We start from the raw sequence: 20965 nt of genomic DNA on the forward strand, positions 1-20965 counted from the left end.
GGAAACATTGAGCACCTGTAGTATCTTTATACCCCAGGTGCTCAATGTTTCAAAACAGGCGAGATATGTTATAGTAAAAATAGTGTACTCTCATTCACCTTGATTATCCTGTCCGGCAAAGCATCTCCTTTGCTGCAGGCCGCCAGCTTATATCCTCTATCTATCTCATACTGCTTAAACATAAAGTCACCTGCAGCCTCGCTGATCAGTTCAATTTCTCCAGCCTTTATTTCAATGGAAAAAGAGTTCAACGGTATCTCCAGCCCCCTTCCCACCGCTTTTACATAGCTTTCTTTCAAGGTCCATAGCTCATAAAAACGCTCCAGCTGCTGCTCTTGAGGCAGCTTTTTTAAAGCCTCATATTCAGAACGGGAAAAAAAGCCTTCACCCAGGCTTATATCCACAGGCTTCATCTCTTCAACATCAATACCCACTTCCGAACTGCCGGCGATGCAGACCACCCACTTCCCTGAATGAGAGAGATTGAAGTGAACGCCCCCTGCTCCTTGCAGGCAGGGTTTGCCGTTCTCATTTCTCAGAAATACAATGTCCTTGTTCTGCAAGCCTGTCGCGGAGCTAATCACACTTCTTACTAAAACAGCTCCCAGAAAAGCTCTCTGCTGATCCTCGAGGAGCCTATATCCTTTAATTCGCACTTGTTCTTCAAGAGGCAGTAAACCCAGCAGTTTTTCCCGGGCCGCGCTGTCTAGGTTTTCTCCAGTGCCGGCGGAATAGATCTCTGCCATCCTAACCCTTCCATTCCCACTCAAAGTCCTGTTTCTTAGGTCAGTCATCGTTAGTTGCGGGTTTCTATCCGTGCTAATAGTTTGTCTTTCAAGTTAGGAGCTTTCTCCAACAGGTTTTGGAACAAGTTCCTTTGTAAGGATATAAGGGTTGTGGGCATGAGTGTCTTAACACTAGCAGTACGTGTAACGTTTTTGAGCAAGGCTATCTCACCAAAATAATCCCCGTCAAAGATAACTGCCAGCCGCTCCTCGGTATCCGGTCCGGTTTTTCTGGTTACCTCAAGCTTACCCCGCACCACCACGTAAAACTTGTCTCCGGGATCTCCTTCTGTTATGACGACCCGGTCCTTAGGGTAATACTCGGTAATAAACAAACGGGAAATGCTGTCAAGAAATTTATCATCCAAACCCTTAAACAGGGAAATATCCTTGAGTTTTTCACCGGTTATTTCTACGTTAAACCCGTCTTCACTTATGGCAAAACCGTTCTGGCTCCTCCACATACTTTTATACAGGCTATTGTCCGCATTCAATAATTCCTCATGCTTTCCTTCCTCAATAATGGTACCTTTATCAAAGATATAAATACGATCCGTCTCTTTGGCCGATGAAAGGCGGTGGGTTACTGAAATCACCGTTCTGCTCCCGGCCAGCCGTTTAATGGTTTTATTGATGGCCGCTTCATTGGCAGGATCAAGGGCTGAGGTAGCTTCATCCAATATCAGGATTTGCGGATTCCTGACAATCGCTCTGGCTATGGCAATGCGCTGGCGCTGTCCCCCGGACAGCATGCCGCCCCTCTCCCCCACATGGGTGTTGTAACCCTCCGGCAGTGATTGGATAAAGCTGTGGATTTCCGCCGCCTGAGCCGCTGCTTCTACTTCACCGTCCTTTGCTTCCGGGTTTCCCAGCCGGATGTTTTCCCGAATGGAGGTATTAAAAAGGATATTCTCCTGAAATACAATTCCCATCTGAGCTCTCAGGGAATCCTGGGTCACCTGGCGAATATTAAAGCCGTCAATAATGATAGAACCAGCATACGGATCATAAAACCTCATGATCAAATTAATTAAGGTACTTTTGCCGGAACCGCTGGAACCGACAAAGGCTACATAGCTGCCTTTGGGGATTGTCAGGCTGACCTGGGCCAGATTAAAAGCCTGGGGTTTATAACAAAAGGATAGATTGTTAATCCGGATTTCATCCCTGAAGAGAGGTAAATGCTGATCATCTTCATTAATAACCAGGGGTTTTTCATTCAGCAGCTCCTGAATTCGTTTCATACCTGACGAGGCCTGAACCGCTTTGGGTATCAGCCAGGTTAAGCTGCTGATCAGACCGGTCATATTGATAAGGGTAGTATTGAAAGCCAGGAGTGAACCCACGGACAGGGCGTTATTAAAGGCCATGACGGCACCGACACTGAGAATGATCACATTAAGAAAATTGACACCGAGATAGGTGGTATACATGATTAGAAATTCCGCTGAGAAAGACTCTTTAACGGCTTTATTATAGCCGTTAAGTTTTGTCCGGAAATGGTTGACCATGAGATTCTGCAAGCTGTAAGCCTTGACAACAATCTGCGAGCTTAAATTCTCCTGAACCGCTGAAGTGATTCCTGCCTGTTCTGCTTTGAGACTGTAGTTCAGCTTCTCAGCCCGGCTTTCCAGGATTTTAGGAACTATTAAAAATAAGGGCAGACCAATCATGGTCAGGACTGCCAGCTTCCAGTCCAGATAAAAAAGCAAAGCGGCACTGGCCAATAATGACAGCAAGTAGGACAGTCCCATAGGCAGCTGGTCGATAATCTGGTCCACTGACTGGAGATCCGTATTGAACCTGGCTAGAATATCACCGGATTTACTGTGATAAAAAAAACCTATGGAAAGCTTCTGCAGGTGTGTATAAAGCTTTAAATTCAGGCTGCTGATGATATCCGCCTTTACACTGCCATACATATAGCCGCCGCAGATCACACCGGTTATAAGGGATAAAAGAACGCCAAGAACCAGGGATAGGACGATCACGAAGAGAACTCCTTTATGCTGGGGTACAATGGCATAATCAACCAGCAGTTTAATACTCATTTGGAAAAAGGTGAAAAATCCCATGTAAATGAGTATCGAGCCGATAAATAGGATCGTCTTGAGTTTGTATTGGTAAAATGTATGAACAATATACCTGAATAAACTTTTCATGCCTCACCTCCGGGCTTTCTGAGCTTCGGTTCCCCTGGGCTTCTAGGCTTCCGTCTTCCTGGCTTTCAGTCCTTAAATCCCCAAAACACCTCTGGCCCTTTCAAGAATCTCGTCAGGATTAAACGGTTTGGTCATATAAATATCCGCTCCCGCCTCACTGCCTTTCTCTTTATCAAATTCCTGACCTTTTGCAGTAAGCATGATAATAAAAACCCCCGTTATGCCTAGCTCATTTTTAACGGCATTACATACCTCAAACCCGTTCATTTTGGGCATCATCACATCCAGAAAAACCAGTTCAGGTCTTTCGCTCCGGATAGTTTCCAGAGCATCCAGACCATTATCAGCGATTAACAATTCCACTCCCTCCCTTGCCTAGACCACAAATCGGTTGATTAACCAGAGCAGAACCAGGTGCATTGTATTGTCGCAGACTATCTGCAGCCACCTTTCCTGTCCTTTCCTTGAGACAGATAAATACCAGGCCACGAAATTGGTCCTGTCCAGTAAAATGTGACTTAGAAAGACAAGTAAGACCACTTTCACTGAAAACCAGCCGGTAAAAACACTCACTGACAAGGTCCAGAAGCTGCAGTGAATCAAACAGGCCAGCCAGCCCTTTAACCCCGGCGTTTTTTTATTGACTGCCTGCCACTCCGTTTGCAGCAAATAATCTCCTACCAAATGACCAATTAGATAGTCCAAATCTTTACCTCCATCCTCCCCATCAATCCGGGCTGTTTACTTCTGATCATGTCTGCAGCTCTCGGCCTTGACCAATAATTTTCCCAAATAGATTCTGCCTTCTTCCGGCAGAGAGGTTAGATTGACCAGAACCTTCTCCTTGCTTTTTTTCTCATACTTTGTTTTGCCGTATATCTCATCGATGATCGTCAAGCCCTGAGGATCAAGGATCTGCAGCTTCAGATTGGTCATTGCAGGCAGGTAAACATCCCCAGAAATTTCCAGTCCATCTCTGGATACTTTGCTGATTTTGCCCTCAAAGCTTTTATCGCTGCAGTGTTTATCCGTAATAAGGAAGACCCGGACCTGAACTGCCTCTGCTAACTGAATGACTTCATGCCCCCCTTGTTTGAGAAACAGGTTATAGGGATCACCCAGGCCGGATAAAGAAAAAATCTTTATAGGCTCCTTAATACCTTTAGGGCTGGCCTCAAACTCCTCGCTGAGTTCCGGCCTGATATCTCCGAGAGCCTGGAGGGTTTCCCGGGATATCAGCACCTGTCCCCCCAAAGAATAGGATTCAATGCGGGAGGTGGTGTTTACCTGGCTGCCTACGCAGCCGTACTTGGTCCTTTTTTCCGAGCCGATATTCCCCACAACAACATGACCGGTATTAATGCCGATACCCATCTGGATTTCCGGATAGTTATTATCCTGATTCCAGCGGTTCACTTCCTCCATAGCCAGCTGCATTTCCAGGGCACAGGCCACAGCCTGGACTGCATGGTCGGAAGTCCATAAGGGAGCGCCAAAAATCGTCATAATGGCATCACCGATAAATTCCAGAATGGTACCGTTATAATTTTGGATCACATCCACCATACATTTAAGGTAGTTATTAATAATTGCCACCACTGTTTCCGGCGGTAATTGCTCCGTTAAGGAGGTAAAACCCCTTAGGTCCGACATCATAATAGTGATTTCCTTTTTTTCCCCGCCCAGCTTCAGAGCGCCAGGGGTTGCTAAAAGCTTGCTCACCAAATCATCGGACAGGTAACGGCCAAAGGTCTCGCGGATAAAGTTCAGCTTGGTGTTTTCTAATATAAAAGCTGCCTGGAAAGCCAGGGCAGACAGGATCTTCAAATCCTCTGCCTTATAAATAACGGATTTCTCGCTGCTTACGCTCATCACTCCGATGACCTGATCCTTAATAATCAAAGGAGCACACATGAGGGAACTTACCGGGACCTCTCCGGGGATAAATCTTGGGTCCTGCATCACATCGTTTACAATCTCGGCTTTGCCTGTCCGGATAATATCCCCGGCAATTCCCTCCCCAGGTTTCATCCCTAAGGACAAACAATTTTCCGGTCCTACTCCCACGAGGATCTCCAGCTGCCCGGTTTCCTCATTGATGGTTAAAATATAGATACTGTCCCCCTTAATGATTTTTTTCACCTCGTCCAGGACGGACATGGCAATTTCCTCAGAGTCCAGGTTCTTCGAGAATTTTTCCGTCAAGCTGTAAAGGAGGGAAATTTCCCTGTATTTATCCAGAGTCTCTCTGGCCAAGGATTTCTTCTCGGCCTCAAGAACGGCCAGATAGGCTAAGAGAGAAGCAACCAGTGCTGACTTATTGCCCCCACCCACCCAGCCTAACAGGTCAGCGCCCAGCCGAACCGGCTGCCGGCAACCGGAACCCTGCCCCGGGGCTTTCCCAGGATTTTGCCCGGAATCACCATACAGGATTTTATCCTTCACATCCATGACAAAAGCATCCTTATCAAACTCAGAGATAATTGAGCATACCTCTTTCTTTAGTAATCTCTTCAAATTTACTGCCATACTGCATCCCCCCATTGACACTGGAATCAGTAGAACAAAAACAACACATTTTCCAACCCCTTCTCTAGGCGGATTGTCTTCACCATATTATGCCTGCGGGAAAATACTGTATCGACAATAATCATATCCGGCTTCTCCTCCTGGGCCTTTTTTAGACAGTCTTCATTATCCCTGGCGGAGACAACGGCGTACCCCTTCGTTTCCAATACATCCACCAGAGTTTTTAAGGTGGATGTGTCTTCATCAACCACCAGCACCTTTTTCCGGGAAGCCCCATTGGCAATGAGTAAGCCGATTTCCTTAATCAGGGCGTCGGTATTGATGGGTTTGGCAAAATACCTGTCAATGCCGATGCGAAAGCCTCTTTCCTTATCTTCAATGATGGAGACAATAATAATGGGGATATCCATAGTACCGGGATCATTTTTCAGCACGGCAGCCACATCAAAACCGCTGATCCCCGGCATCATGACATCCAGCAGAATTAAATCCGGCTTGCTTTGATTAATCATCTTAATGGCTTCAATGCCATCCCCGGCTTCCCTTACCGCGTATCCCGCCGCTTCAAGCTCCTGCCTGAGAAGCATGCGGATATTGGCATCGTCATCTACTACCAGAACATTTTTCTGTTCCCTGCTTTGAGAGCGTACATCGCTGCTGACCTGTTCAGTCATTTGTTTAACCAGGTTGTCGATATCAAGTCTGTTTAGCTGGTCTCCCTTCTCTTTATCCAGAGGCACGGTAAATAGGAAGGTACTGCCCTGGCCGATCTCACTTTCCACCCAGATCCGCCCGCCGTGCTGGGCAATGATTTGCTTGCAGATGGGCAAGCCCAGACCGGTGCCCTTGGGTTTATCCGTAAGGGTATCCCCCACTTGCTTAAATTTCTCAAAAACCTTGGGCAGGTCTCCTGCCGCTATCCCTATGCCCGTGTCAATAACACTGACGGTTATTTCATCCCCTGTCACCCTGGCTCTACAGGTAATTGACCCCTGATCCGTAAACTTCACTGCATTGGAGATCAGATTAATCACGGTTTGAATTAACCTGTCCTTGTCCCCCTGGATCAGCGGCAGCTCTTCCATGTCTGTCTTCAGCTCCAGGCCCTTTTGCTCAAACAGGGAGGATGTAGCAGCAATGGCCCTGGCTATAACCTCCTCCAGGGAAATGGACTCCATCTGCCATTCCACTTTTCCTGCTTCCATCTTGGAGAGATCAAGAACGTCATTAATCAGATTCGTCAGCCGCCTGCTTTCGGAAATAATAATCTCCACATTATCGGCAATCTGCTGGACCGTGCGCTTTACTTTTTTGTCATCCCCATTGACCAGAGGGACGATGGTATCCTCAAACTTCTTCTTAATAATATTGGAAAACCCCAGGACCGAGGTCAGGGGAGTCCTTAACTCATGGGAAACCGTGGACAAAAAGTCGGACTTGAGCTGATCCAGTTCAAGGAGCCGTTTATTCTCTTCCAGAGATAGTTTGGCCTCGTATTTGACGTGTACGATACAGCCTCCAGGCTCATTTTCACCGTTATAGACAGCAATGGCCCTTTCCCGGCAAGTTTCATAACCGCAAGCTCCGCAGTTGAGTTCATCTTCCCGGGTATGTTTGCCATCCAATTCCAAAATGCCTCGCAGCACCTCTTCTGCTGGCTCCTTTCTGTGATATTCCCTGGACTGCCATGGCCTGGTGAATTGATTGTCCGCAATCAGCTCTTCCACGATTGCCAGCCAGCGCTGAAATTCCGGTACCTCCACCGTGTTTTTCACTAAAGTGATGTATCCCTGGCATTCTTGAGAATTCTCCTGCAGCTTTTGAAATCGTTTTTTGGTATAGTCAGTGATAAGCCGCTTGTTTTCCCAATAATCCCCTTCTACACCCAGGCTTTTACCCATAATGCATCCTTCGCAAAACAAGATATCAATTAATAGCGGATAACCGGCCAACCCCCCGCTTCCCTGCTTATGCCTGGCCATTTGTTTTAGAAAATTGGTACTGCGGTCTTCACCCTCAATGATCAAGTAATCATTGCTTAATAGATTAAAGCCCAATTCGCCGGAAAAGGGTTCCAAGGCCTTCGTCAGCCCTCCGGATATGGGGAAACCGGCACCATATAAAGCCTGAATGCCGTCAAATTCCGTTTCCTCCAGGCAGGCAGGAACTATTCCCCGCCTGTCCAGCAGTTGGATGAGCTCTTCAAAGGTCAGCTTCTGATCATAAAGCCCCAGTTCCGGGTCCAGCAGCTCCGATTTTTTAGCCATACAGGGACTGGCACCCACAATCCGGACCTGCCCCTGGTTCCATTGCTTGACCAGCACTGCCTGGGCAGCCATGGGACTCATGATGGGGGCAAATTCATCCAGGAGAGAGGGAGCATGTTTTTCCATAAAATTCATCAGGGAAGGACAAGGACTGGTGATTACATGGGTTTTTTCTCTGCCCTGGGTATTCAGAAAATCCCAGAGATAGTTCAGGTAGACCTTGGTTACCACATCCGCTCCAAAACTGGCTTCATAGACCAGTGCAAAACCCAGTTTTCTTAAGGCGGTGCCGAATTGCTCCGGTGAACAGCCGTACCTCTTTTGGGCAACAATCACATAGGAGGGAGCCAGGATAATAGCTGACTTATCCTTTGCTAATAATTCCTCAACAGCTTCCAGCCCGGACTGGTATTTCTTGGCCCCTCTGCTGCAAGCCTTAAGACAAGCCCCGCAGTTCAAGCAGCTTTCTTCAATGATTTTTGACTTGCCTTCCTTCATCATAATGGACTTGGTCCTGCAAACTCTAAGGCATGCAGAACAGGCCTGACATTGTTCCATATCTGTATATACAATTCCATCGAGCATGGTCAAGTACTCCTCTCTTGCTTCCTCTCTGTTCACAAGCACAACTTCAGGGCTGAAAATTCCAGGCAAAGGCTGTTGTCAGGCCTATGACATCCGGGCTTTTAAAGATTGAGAAATGATCCCCCTTTACTTCCACATACCTGACGGGTTTTTCACAATCCCCGCTCCATGGCTGGTTAGGAATAACTTTGGATTCACTGGCTCCAATATAGACAAGTTCTGCTTGCAGCTTGGCAGCAGGCTGATAACTGATTTCAGCCGCTAAGACAGCTTTAACAACCTTTAGTCTCCGGGCCCTGTCTTGGTAGTTTAGGGTCCTATAATCGGACATCAGCTTAAATACTGCCCCAGGAATTCCATTCTCAGGTATCCCATTTCCCGCTCTTGCCCCGGCCTGCGCCACCCCTTCCGGAAGCTTCTCAAAAGGTTCTTCAGTCTGCCCTTCAAGATCCTCTTTCAGCTGACCTTCGAGTTTTTCCCACATCTCCATAAAGCCTTTTAGTTCACTCCCCGAATCTGCATTGCCAGGAGGCGGGGAATCAATCATAGATACAAAGCGGATCCTCTCCCCTGCACTTTCAAGCTGCAAAGCCATTTCAAAGGCAATCCCACCTCCACTGGACCAGCCGGCTAGGGAATAAGGACCTTCCGGCTGCACTTTCTTAATGGTTTTCAGATAGTCAGCGGCCAGATCTGCTATAGTGATGCCGGGCAGAATCATATTCTCAGCCTCTGCCCCTTTAATGCCCCATACATTGGCCTCCACTTCCAACCTGCGGCTGAATTCCACATACCCTTCTACAGTGCAGCTTCCATCATGGATAAGAAACAGGTTCTCTCTGACTCCATCCACAGCTTTAAGGAGCACGAGCTTTGGGTCAGAAACCAGGCTGAGATCAGGTTTTACTGCCGGTTTCACATCCGATTTAACATCAGCTTTAACAACGGGTTTGACGCTGGCTCTGACAGCGTCTATATAGCCCGCAAGCAAAGCTATGGTTCCTTCAGAAAACATCGTTACCAGGGGAATAGTAAGGCCAAATTCCTCCTGTACCTTTAAGACAAGCAAGGTGGCTTTCAAAGAATGCCCGCCCAGTTCAAAGAAGTTGTCGTGGACCCCTATTCTCTCAACTTCCAGTACCTCCTGCCATAACCTGGCCAGCCGTATTTCCGTTTCCGTGGAGGCCGGGACATACCCAGCCTCTGTGTTAATGCTTTCCTTAGGCTCAGGCAGGGCCTGCCTGTCGATCTTGCCGCTGGGAGTCAGGGGCAGCTTCTCCAGCTGCAGGAAATAGGAGGGGATCATGTAATCCGGCAACTCTTGAGCCAGGTGTTTCCTTAACTCCGGCACTCCAATCTCCCCCTCACCGATCAGGTAGGCACAAAGGTATTTGCCGCCGCTATTGTCCTCCCTGGCCAGAACAACAGCCTCTTTCACTCCAGCCAGCCTGAGCAGCGGGGCTTCAATCTCGCCCAGCTCTATCCTGAAACCCCTGATCTTGACCTGTTGGTCAATCCGTCCCAGGAATTCTATGCTGCCGTCCGGCAGCCAGCGGGCCAGATCACCGGTCCTGTACATCCGCTCTCCCGGCACAAATGGGTTTTCCACAAACCTTTCCGCTGTAAGCTCAGGCCTGTTCAGATAGCCCCTGCTTACACCCTCCCCTGCAATACACAATTCTCCCGCAATATTCAGCGGTGAAAGGTTATTGTCCGGATCAAGGATGTAGATCCTGTAGTTGGCAATGGGTTTGCCGACAGGGACCAATCCCTTTTCGCCAGGCAGGCACCGGTGGTAACTGGCACACACCGTTGCTTCCGTGGGACCGTAGGTATTGTAAACCTGTGCTCCCCTTTGCAGGAGGTTATCAATGTAGTCGCCTTTTAAGACATCCCCGCCGCTGATGAAGGTATGGACACTCCTTAACCCCGTCAGTGTGTTCAGCTGATTTAACAATAAGGGTGAACAGCTGATTAGGCTGATTGAATTCCTGTTGATCACCCCTGCCAGCAGGTTGACATCCCTTACCTCTGCCCTCCTGGCCAGCACAAGCCTGCCGCCTTTCAGCAGCACGGGGTAGATTTCTTCGCCAAAGGCATCAAAGCAGCAGGAAGCCTGCTGAAGTACAGCGTCCTCCCCCGTTAACTCAAATTCCTGATTAAAGGTCATGACATAAGCCAGCAGGTTCCTTTGCTCAACTAAAACACCTTTGGGACGTCCCGTCGATCCGGAGGTATAGATAACATAAGCTAAATCTTCAGGGGAACTGAGATTCTCCAGGTTACCCAGGTTTTTAGCCTCACGGCTGCCCAACACCAGCTCCGGAGAAGAGAGGTCAATAACTTCACCCGGATAAGTAATCCTTTCCAGCAACCCCTGTAATGACCTTTGGGTCAAAAGCACCTTAGCCTGGGAATCCGCCAGCATATAGCCTATTCTTTCCTCCGGGTACTCAGGATCAATGGGCAGGTAGGCGCCCCCAGCTTTCAAGATGGCTATAATCCCCACAATCATCTCAACAGAAGGCTCCGTCATCAGGCTTACGATACTCTCCGGCCCTACTCCCTTCCCTCTCAATACTTGGGCTACACCGTTAGCTCTGGAGTTTAACTCTCCATAAGTTATGGTCCTTTCAGCAAAGACCAGGGCAATATTCTCCGGCGTCTTCTCCGCCTGGTCCTCAAAGAGCTGATGAATGAGTTTATCCTTGGCATAGTCAACCTTCGTCTGATTAAACTCCCAGAGAAGCTGTCCTCTTTCTTCCTCAGCCAGGATATCCAGGTCAGCAAGTCTTAGCTCCGGATTTTCTGTAACTGCTTTAAGAATATTGGTAAAATGCCGGACGAACCTCAGCATAGTTTCTTGCTTAAAAAGTTTAGTGCAATATTCCAGTTCAAAGTGGATTTCCTCTCCCACCTCTTCTCCTGTGAGGGTAAGATCAAACTTAGCCGTCCTCAGGCCCATACTCTGCCCTGTAAACCTGAGCCCTTCAATCTCCGGCTCACAGCTGTCCATATTCTGAAAAATAAACATGGTGTCAAAGAGCGGGTTTCTGGACAGATCAATCTTTAGGCCCAGCTCCTCCACCAGATCTTTATACTGCACATCCTGGTTCTCATAAGCCAGGAGGGCCCTTTCTTTTACTTCCTCCAGAAACTCAGCAAAACTCTTTCGGCCTTCAGGGTAATTTCTCAGGGCCAGGGTGTTGACGAACATGCCGATTATTCCCCCCAGATCCGGATGCTGCCTGCCTGCGATAGGAGATCCTACGACGATGTCTTCCTGTCCCGTGTATTTATAGAGAAGGAGGTTATAGGCAGCCAGCAGCAGCATATATAGGGTAGCGCTCTTTTCTGCTGCAAGTTTCTTTAACCCTGCCGTCAGTTCTTTATTGACAGTGAATTCCACGACATCCCCTGCAAAGTTTTGGAAGGCCGGCCTGGGGTAGTCCGCCGGCAGTTCCAGGACCGGAATCCTGCCTTGGAAAGAGTTTAACCAGTATTCTTTCTGCTTCCTGACCTTTTGGGAATCAAGCTGTTTGTTCTGCCATACAGCAAAGTCCTTGTACTGCAGACTGAGCTCCGGCAGCTCCTCTCCCTTGTAGAAGCTGATAAAATCCCTGACCAGCACAGCTAAAGAGGTACCGTCGGATATAATGTGATGCAGATCAATGAGCAGCAAATAATACATAGCCGGAGGTGAGAGAATCCCTGGCTCCTCACGAATAACTTTCAGGAGTTGGACCCGGAGCAGGGGTGCTTGCGAGAGGTCAAAAGGTCTGACAAATCCCGTCATAACCTGGGACAAATCCCCTTCTTCCAGCTCCTCCGCCTCAACGGTAAACTCCAGGTGATCCTCTATTTTCTGGACAACTTCAGCACCCCTAAGATGAAAGGAGGTTCTGAAGGCCTCATGCCGCTGCACAAGCTTTTTGAAAACTCGTTTCAGCTTTACTTCATCCAGGTTGCCTTCTATCTTCATAGCTCCAGGCATATTGTAGCTGGTAGAATTTTTATCCATATGGTTTAGTAAATACAGTCCTCTTTGAGCCGGAGAGGCAGGATAAAAGTCCCTCTTTTCTGCCGCTGCCAAATCCCTAGCCCAGCTCTCAGCGGCCTTGTCGATATAGTCCGCCTCCTCCCGGATAGTCGCTGCTGTAAAAATCTCTCTCAGGGGAAACTCTACTTTGAATTCCTTCCCTATCTTTGAGGCCAGGATGGCAGCCTTCAGGGAGTGTCCCCCCAGTTCAAAGAAGCTGTCATTGACCCCTATTTTTTCAAAACCCAGTACCTCTTCCCATAACCTCGCCAGGCGTATTTCCGTTTCCGTAGAGGGCGGGACATAGTCTGCTCCTGTCTGAATGCTTCCCTCAGGCTCCGGCAGTCTTTGCCTGTCAATTTTCCCGTTGGGGTTCAGAGGCAGCTTAGGCAACGGGATAAAGAAAGAAGGCAACATATAATCCGGCAGCCTTTGGGCCAGGTGTTCCCGCAGCTCGGTTGCCGTTACTTCCAGATAGCTGACAAAGTAGGCACACAAGTACTTGCTGCCAGTCTCATCCTCCCGGGCTGTCACTGCCGCCTCTTTAATCCCTTCATACTTTACAAGCAGGGCTTCTATTTCCCCCAGCTCTATCCGGTAACCTCTGATCTTAACCTGGTGATCTATCCTGCCGATAAATTCAATTTCTCCGTCGGGAAGCCACCTGCCTAAATCTCCGGTCCTGTACAGCCTCTCCCCCGGCAGGAATGGATTGGCCATAAATTTTTCTGCCGTCAGTTCCGGTCTGTTCAGATACCCTCTGGCCAGCCCAATTCCTGAGATGCAGATTTCGCCCGCTGCGCCTACAGGCTGAATACCCCTGCCGCCGCTAAGAATATAGATACTGTTATTGGCAATGGGTTTGCCGATTGTTGATTTTCCCGGTTCACATCGGGCTATGGTCACTTCCACTGTTGCTTCAGTGGGTCCATAACCATCAAACAGCTCATATCCCATACCGAGAATTTTGTCCTTGAGTCCATCATTCAGCTTCTCTGAGCCACAGACCACCACTCGCAGGCTGGTAATCTTTTTTACCCTTAACAGGCTATGGAGAGTCGCAGGTACAAACTGAGCGATATTGATTTTATTCTCCTGGATAAAGGTTATTAACTTCTCAGGTTCCAACATCAGCCCTTTTGAACCAATAAAAACCGTGCCTCCGCTCAAAAGCCCGCCCAATAGTTCTTCAACGGAAACATCAAAGGATATCCTGGTGGTACTGAGGATATTTTTGTTTTCCTCCAGCTTATAGAAATCCTTAATCCAGGCACACAAATTAAGGACACTTCGGTGTTCGATCATAACCCCCTTGGGTTTTCCCGTGGAACCTGACGTGTACATGACATAAGCCAGGTCTCTTGGCAAATTTACATTTTCCAAGTTAAAAGATTTTTCTCCGGCAATGAATTCGGAGGATAAATCCAGGACTTCCCACTGGCTGCTCACTCTGTTCATTAAATGCTCATGAGTTATAAGCAGCACGGCATTAGCATCCTCCAGCATATACCCTATCCTCTCCCCAGGGGTTTCAGGGGCTATGGGCAGGTAGGCTCCTCCCGCCTTTAAGATAGCCATAATCCCTACCAGCATCTCCAGAGAACGCTCGGGCATAAGGCCTACGATCTTGTCCCGCCCTACTCCCTTCTCTCTCAGCAGCCGGGCCAGACAGTTGGCTCTGGAGTTCAACTCCTCATAAGTTAAACTTTCACCCTCAAATACTGCCGCTGTCTGATCAGGGGTCCGCACCGCCTGCTCTTCAAACAGCTGGTGGATGGTTTTATCCCTGGGATAATCAGCCTTGGTCTGATTAAACTCCTTAAGGAGTTTCTGCCGTTCCCGGCCATCCACCAGCTCAAGGTCCGTAATTCTTTGGCTGCCGTCACTGATTGCCTGCCACAGGATCAGCATGATTCTCCGGTAGATATCGTCAATCTCATCTGTCTGAAACAGTTCTCTCAGGTAATCTATGTGCAGGACAAACACCCCTGCGTCATCCCGATCATCAATATGGAGACACAGAGATTCTGTCTGATAGCCATTGAAATACCATACCGTTTTAAAGTCATAACTGTACTTTGTTTTATCAATTTTGGCATTTTGGTAGGAAACGCTGACATCGTAAAGATTATCATGAATGCCGTGAAGTTCCCTGACCTCAGCCAGCATCCTGTTATAAGGGTATCTCTGATGCCGGAAACACTGAAAATGCTCTTTGCCCAGTTGTTTGCAAAGGTCGGCAAAAGAAACCTTCTCATCCAGCTCTATTTGAATGGGAATGGTACTCACATACATCCCCACTGTTGACAGCTCTTTAACCCCCCGGCGATTAAGCACCGGTACACCAAAAGAGATGCGCTTCAGGTCATGCAGTCTCTGTAAATAGATACCCAGGGCAGCTTCAAATAAAATGGCCGGAGATGTGGAATATGCTTTGCAATAATCCCGTATCATCCCTGCTTCCTCAGCCTCAATGGCGTAAGTCAGCCGTTTGGCTTCGGCGGAGTAGTACAAGCTGTTTTTAGGCTTTACGGCCATAAGCTCCGGCTTAAGTTTAAATTTTTCCAGCCAATATTCCCGGTCCTTCTCATACTTGCCAGAATGAAGATACTCCTGTTCACTCTTGATGAAATCAAGATAGGAATACTCCAGGCTGTCCGGGTCATTGGCTTTTCCCGTTCGCCTGGCGTATTCCGCCATAATTTGAGTGCTGAGCAGGCCGATGGTCCAGCCATCTCCCAGCATATGGTGAATCTTCAGAAAAACCCCGCTGTAGCCATCCCAAGCCTTAATGCTAATAAAGGTATATAAAGGCTCAGCATAGACCTCAAAAGGAATTTGCAGCCGGTTGGTTAACCAGGTTTCCTGTTCCTTTCTCAATTTTCCTGTAAAATCCACCTGTTCTATCCTTTGATACCGGTAAGGCTCAATCCACTGCTTGGGTCCGCTGTTGGTCTCCACAATTCTGATTCTTAAAGAATCATTTCGTTCAATAAGTTTATTAATACACTGCTCCCAGACAGCAAAGTCTGTTTCCTCTTTGAGATACAAGGCACCTCCGATATTTGCAATGGAAGTACCTTTAAAAAATTGTTCCGTTTCCCATATTCGTATTTGCGCATTGGTTAAGGGATAAACCACCTTCTGCTCTTCCATCCGTATTTCTCCTCCAAAGCCTTCCTTAGGTTTGACTTAGTAAAAACAATGGTTTGCATCACCTGCAGCTTTAACTTACAACCGATTTGCGCAAAAAAAACCACCCGAATGGGTGGAAAGTGTAATAATCTACTTCCTTTGCACGAGATTTAGTTCCTTCGCCCGGGCAGCCACCTGCACTCTGCGGTTAGCTCCCAGCTTACCGTAGATATTTTTGACGTAGCTTTTCACAGTATTGTTGGAAAGCACTAACGTTTCCGCAATTTCCTTGTTGGACAATCCCTCTGTAATCAGTTGAAGCACCTCTATTTCTCTGGCGGTCAGGGGTTCGACCAGGGGTACCGCCGCCTGCTTCCTCTCCTCCTGTTTACCCTCCAGGTAATCCTGCAGTTTTTTCACCGTCGCCAGCTGGGCGGACAAAAGCTTTAACAGCTCCAGCCTTTCCGGAACAAAGGCCCTCTCCAGCAGACTGTTCTCCAGATATATGACTCCTACAGGGATGCCCTGAAATAGAACAGGCAGGCAGGCTGTGGATTTTACCTGCCCCTGCATGAGATAGTCATCGGCTGCAAAAATTCCAGTCCGGTCTTTGTCGTTTAACACCACGATTTCAAGGGTTCTGGCTACATAGCGGACGATCCCTTTGGCCAGACACTCACACCTTTCCACGGCAACCGGTTCCTGTACGGTTATGGTCTGCCGCTCTTCCAGCCGGCCGGCTTCAATAAATAACTGTCCATCCTTCTCTAAAATCAGGTATCCCCGGTCAGCACCTGCAATCCGGACTGCCAAACCCAGGAAGCCCCTTAACAGTTGGTCCGAGTCGGTTTCCTCCGTAATATGCTGGATAGCTTTTTGCAGGATATCCATATCAGTCGGACCGACCTGTTCGCTGCTGCTGGCATCGGAACTGTACAGGACCTTATTTAAAATCTCAACGGAATTTGTTTTGATTTCTTGCACAAATCTTTCCTCCCGCAGATGGGGATATTGCTGCTGCAACGCCTTCACTTTTTCCAGGGCTCCCCATTTTGCATAGCCGCGGCAGGCATCTGTCCTATATACCCGGGCTATTTTGTCACGATCTTTGGCAAAATGGAACCTGGCTGCCAGCTCATTGGCCAGGGCTTCATTCTGGGTATACCCATTCTCATGGGCGGACCGGATGGCCTGATCATACAAGGCCATGGCTTTCTGTCCCTTATTTGTCAGACGCGCAGCTTCGGCGGCCACCAGCAAATATTTATGTAAAAAGTTCTCGGGGCAGGCATCTGCCCATTTTTTCATTTTTTTTTGGTTATGTTTAAGGATCTTAGCGTATTTCCTTTTCTCCCTGGGAGGCAGTTCCTCGTAAATGGCGGTAATGGTGAGAGAATGATAAAAATTCCCCTCGGCAGTGAGCATAAAACCCATGATAGCATCAAGAAAGGCTTTCATTTTTTTTGCTTCGTTGAGAGCATTCTTGTAATCCCCAAATAGGTAACACCTTTGCAGCCTTGAAAAATGATAGCAAACCAGGGAAACCTTATCCTCTTTGATTAAATCCAGGAAACTGCTTTCATCAGAGTTGTCATCCGCCGTTTCGGAAAGCCCCTCTTCCCGCCCCCGCAGTGAGGCTGTAGTGTATTGATAGATGGCTACAGACCTGTCCATAGCTTCATGCTTCAACCGTCTGGCCTCATTGCGGTATTTTTTTGCTTCTTTGGCGATTTCGTCCAGTGAAGTTCCCATAATATATTTGCTTTCCAGAATGGTGCTGAGGGCATAGCCTATGATCAAGACATCCCCCGCTTCTACCCCATATTCTGCTGCTTTGCTCATATACTCCAGACCTGTCTCTGCATGCTGTGTCCAATGGGAAATCATGGCTCCAACGGTAAAGTAAACAATGCATTTAGTAAAACTCAGGTCATATTTCTCGGCCAGCTGCAGGCTGACCCGGGCCAGTTCATGACCTGACTGGTAGTTGCCCAGGATGCTGCCTTCCACAATACTATAGCCAATATAACCTATGGAAGCCATTTCACTGTTTCCATATTTGAGGGCATAATTGCCGGACATAATGCAAATAAGGCCGTAGAGATCCGTGTAGCTGGTACTGGAAACGCAGGCCAGCCTAATGAGAAGCTCCGCAACCTTTCTGTTGACGGGATTCTTAATTTCCGGCAGGTCAGCTAAAGCTGTTATCATACGGCCATACATATGCCATTTATAGACCAATAAGGCTTTGGCAAAATGAAACTTTCCCGGATATAAATCCAGGCTGATGCCATATTGCCCCAGGGCCTTCAGTCCTATGCCCACAGCTTCCGTATAGTTTCCCATCCCGGCATTTAAGAGCATCTTTAAGCTGCCGATATCCACCCGCTGGAAATCCGTTGCCGCATGCTTCAAAGCCGCATCAAACAACCTTTCCGCTGCCACAACATCTCCGCCCATATATTCACACTGGGCCCGCTCCATATGCAGGTTAAAGCTCAAGTCCCGGCAGCTGTTCCAGGCATCCTCCGGCAGGAGCTGCATCCCGGCTCGAAAATAGCCTACAGCTGAACCGTAATCCGTTGCTTTTTTCGCTTTGCAGCCAGCGCTGAGACTATGTTCCGCCAGCCTCTGCCGTTCCTCAGGGTCTGAGATCAGCTCCAGTCCCCGGTTGAAGTGATCCATCACGGACAATATTTTTTCATCCAGCTTATCCTGATAAGTCTGCTGCAAGATGAGCCGGCCGATCTTCAGGTGCCTGGCTTTTTTTTCCTCTTCCTCAAGCAAGGAGTAGACCGCCTGGTGTATCCTATCATGGAGGAATTCATAATCTTCTGCCCCAATAGTCTGATCCTGGTTCCCTGTATATCTGCCCTTCTCCGCCGTAAGAACAAAGCCCTCCAAAACGGCAGGCAGAAGCCGTGAACTCAATTCATTGCCGGTTATTTCTCCGGCGATGGAGAGAGTATTCAGGTCGAAACGGCTGCCGATGCAGGCTGCGGTTTTCAGCAGTTCCTGGCTTTCCCTAGGGAGTTTTTGCAGTTTTTCTAAAATCAGCCCCACCACATCATCCTGCATTTGCAGGTTTTGAATGGGGTGAAGCTGCCAATCCCAGCAACCTGCTTCCATATTGAAGTATAAGAGTTTCTCCCTATGAAGGAACTTTAACAACTGGCTAAGGAAGAATGGGTTTCCGCCGGATTTCCGGTATAATACCTCTGCCAAAGGAGCAGATATTTCTGGAGAACAGTGCAGAGTTTCCCCCAGGAACTCTGCCACTTGGGAATAACCCAGGCCGGAAAGCTCAATATGCTGGACTGGGATCTCATCGTTTCTCAGATTCTCCAGCACAGTCACCAAGGGATGGGTTTGGTTCGTCTCATTATCCCGGTAAGCCCCGACAAATAAAAAATTGCTCAGGTCGTCATCCCGGCTTAAGTATTGCAAGAACTGCAAGGAAGCAGAATCCGCCCACTGCAGGTCGTCCAGAAACAAGACCAGCGGCCGCTCTTTCCTGGCAAATACTCGCATAAAGTCTCTTAAGACCATGAGAAAACGGTTTTGGGCTTCCATGGGCGGTAACACCTCTGCTTGAGGCTGAGTTCCAATCAGCCATTCCATCTCGGGAATCAGTTCAGTAATCACCGTTCCGCTCCGGCCCAGGGTGCGCAAGATTCTTTTCTTCCAACGATCAAGGGCTGCTTGATTTTCCGTCAATAGCTGTTTTACCAGGTTCCCAAAGGCCGCCGCCAAAGGGGCATAGGGTCTGTTTTGCCTGAGCTGGTCAAACTTTCCGGTAATAAAATAGGCCTTTTTGGCAGCATAAGGCTCCAAGACTTCCCGAACCAGCATAGTTTTGCCAATACCCGCATAGCCGCTGACTAAGATGATGCGTGTTTGTCCGGCACAGACACTAGCAAAGGCAGCCTGCAGGGTTGCCATCTCTCGCTCCCGTCCATAGACCTTGCGGGGTAATTGAAGACTCAAGGATATATCCAGCCTGCCAAGAGGGAATTCCTCAATTGTCCCTTTTTGGCTGAACTGGAGCCTGCATTCCCGTAAATCCTGCAAAAGCCCGTAAGCACTCTGGTAGCGGTCATCTGCCGTCTTTGCGAGTAATTTCAAAAGAATAGCCCAGATGGGCTGAACAGAGAAATCTGTTTCCTGAAATTTCGGTTTACAGGCAATGTGAACATGTACCCACTCTTCAGAATCCCCCGCCTGCCAGGGCAGCCTTCCTGTCAATAATTCATAAAACACAACCCCCAGTGAATAAAAATCACTGCGGTAATCCACATCTCCTTCTATCCTCCCCGCCTGCTCCGGCGGCATATACTGGGCAGTTCCTGCTGGAGGATGAAAGATTGAGGCGTTATACTCATAAGTTCCCCAAAGAACTGCCGTTCCGAAGTCAATAATAGTTACTTTCCCTGTCTCAGGGTGAATTAAAATATTTTCCGGTTTTAAATCCTGGTGGATAATCCCTTGTTGGTGGAGCCGCCCCAGGGTCTCCGCCAATTGCTCGGCAATATCGAGAAAGCCTGGAATATGAATAGGTTTGAGTCGGAGATATTCTCGCAAAGATACAGAGCCATTATCCTCCATAACCAGAGCAAAAACCGTCCCCTCCTGCTCCATCTGCAAAGGTTTGACAATACCATGGCTATCCAGGCTCCGCGTAATTTCGAATTCATAAATGAGGCGGGATATTCCCAGAGGATTGGAGGCTTCTTCTTTCAGGGCCTTAATAACCACAGGCTGACTGTCCCGCGTCCTCCAACCTCGATAAACTCTGATTCTGCTATTTTCGTGAATCTTTTCATCAATGGTATATCCTGATAAAGCAAGCATTATTGGCCTCCACCTCCTTTGCTGCATGTCTGCTGATCTACAATCATTCTTCCCATAAGCAATATAGGCTGCTGCCGCCATTTCTTTTTGCGCTATACATGGCCTCATCACTGCGTTTGATTGCAGTTTCTATAGCTGTATTAGTATCTATCTCTGTAATACCTATACTAACGCTGATATTATATAATTCCATTTTTATTAAAAGGCTCTCGAATTGTTTGAATAATTCTTTGAGCTATGTTTTTTATGTCTTCTAACCGCCCGTTAATAACTATAATAAATTCATCTCCGCCGTACCTGCATATTATATCCGTATTTCTCAGAAGATTTTTTAATCTTTGGCTAGTCTTCTGTAAAATATAATCTCCTATTTTATGGCCATATGTATCATTGATTTCTTTAAAGCAATCTAAGTGAAGAAACATAAGATATTTATTTTTGCTATTGTTGAAAGAATCATTTTTATCGAATTCCATTATATAGGTTCTATTATACAAACCTGTTAAAGGATCTCTAATTACCTTTTGATTCAAGAATCTGATTTTCTTCGATTATACATAAGAATTGCTGAAATGTGATTAGAGAAAAGCAAATGCTAATAATAGCACAATA

8 protein-coding genes and 1 pseudogene are annotated in these 20965 nt (G+C 47.7%); all 9 read right to left on the reverse strand.

Features of this window, described 5'->3' with window-relative positions:
- Positions 1-68: 68 nt before the first annotated feature.
- Positions 69-746 carry a 4'-phosphopantetheinyl transferase family protein gene (locus DESOR_RS17960; protein WP_014186003.1) on the reverse strand — a complete coding sequence of 226 codons (678 nt, stop codon included), beginning with the start codon at positions 744-746 and terminating at the stop codon, positions 69-71.
- Between the two features lie 50 nt (positions 747-796).
- Positions 797-2947, reverse strand: coding sequence for an ATP-binding cassette domain-containing protein (locus tag DESOR_RS17965; protein WP_014186004.1), 2151 nt, complete (start codon positions 2945-2947; stop codon positions 797-799).
- Positions 2948-3019: 72 nt separating this feature from the next.
- Positions 3020-3310 carry a response regulator transcription factor gene (locus tag DESOR_RS17970; RefSeq protein WP_014186005.1) on the reverse strand — a complete coding sequence of 97 codons (291 nt, stop codon included), beginning with the start codon at positions 3308-3310 and terminating at the stop codon, positions 3020-3022.
- A 12-nt stretch (positions 3311-3322) separates the two neighbouring features.
- The gene (locus DESOR_RS28220; protein ID WP_014186006.1) at positions 3323-3652 is read right to left on the reverse strand and encodes a DUF3307 domain-containing protein; all 330 of its coding nucleotides are present in this window, start codon (positions 3650-3652) and stop codon (positions 3323-3325) included.
- Between the two features lie 36 nt (positions 3653-3688).
- Positions 3689-5476: an adenylate/guanylate cyclase domain-containing protein gene (locus DESOR_RS27460; protein WP_014186007.1), complete on the reverse strand. Its 1788-nt coding sequence runs from the start codon at positions 5474-5476 to the stop codon at positions 3689-3691.
- A gap of 26 nt (positions 5477-5502) precedes the next feature.
- Complete coding sequence (locus DESOR_RS27465; RefSeq protein WP_158309046.1) at positions 5503-8370, reverse strand: [Fe-Fe] hydrogenase large subunit C-terminal domain-containing protein; 2868 nt, start codon at positions 8368-8370, stop codon at positions 5503-5505.
- Positions 8371-8374: 4 nt separating this feature from the next.
- Positions 8375-15523 carry a non-ribosomal peptide synthetase gene (locus DESOR_RS17990; RefSeq protein ID WP_014186010.1) on the reverse strand — a complete coding sequence of 2383 codons (7149 nt, stop codon included), beginning with the start codon at positions 15521-15523 and terminating at the stop codon, positions 8375-8377.
- Positions 15524-15652: 129 nt separating this feature from the next.
- Positions 15653-20353 (reverse strand): helix-turn-helix transcriptional regulator, encoded by a 4701-nt coding sequence (locus tag DESOR_RS27470; protein ID WP_014186011.1) that lies wholly within the window; start codon positions 20351-20353, stop codon positions 15653-15655.
- Between the two features lie 43 nt (positions 20354-20396).
- Positions 20397-20886, reverse strand: a pseudogene (locus tag DESOR_RS18000) (GGDEF domain-containing protein).
- Positions 20887-20965 lie beyond the last annotated feature (79 nt).

It is taken from the genome of Desulfosporosinus orientis DSM 765 (genome assembly GCF_000235605.1).
GTDB lineage: Bacteria > Bacillota > Desulfitobacteriia > Desulfitobacteriales > Desulfitobacteriaceae > Desulfosporosinus > Desulfosporosinus orientis.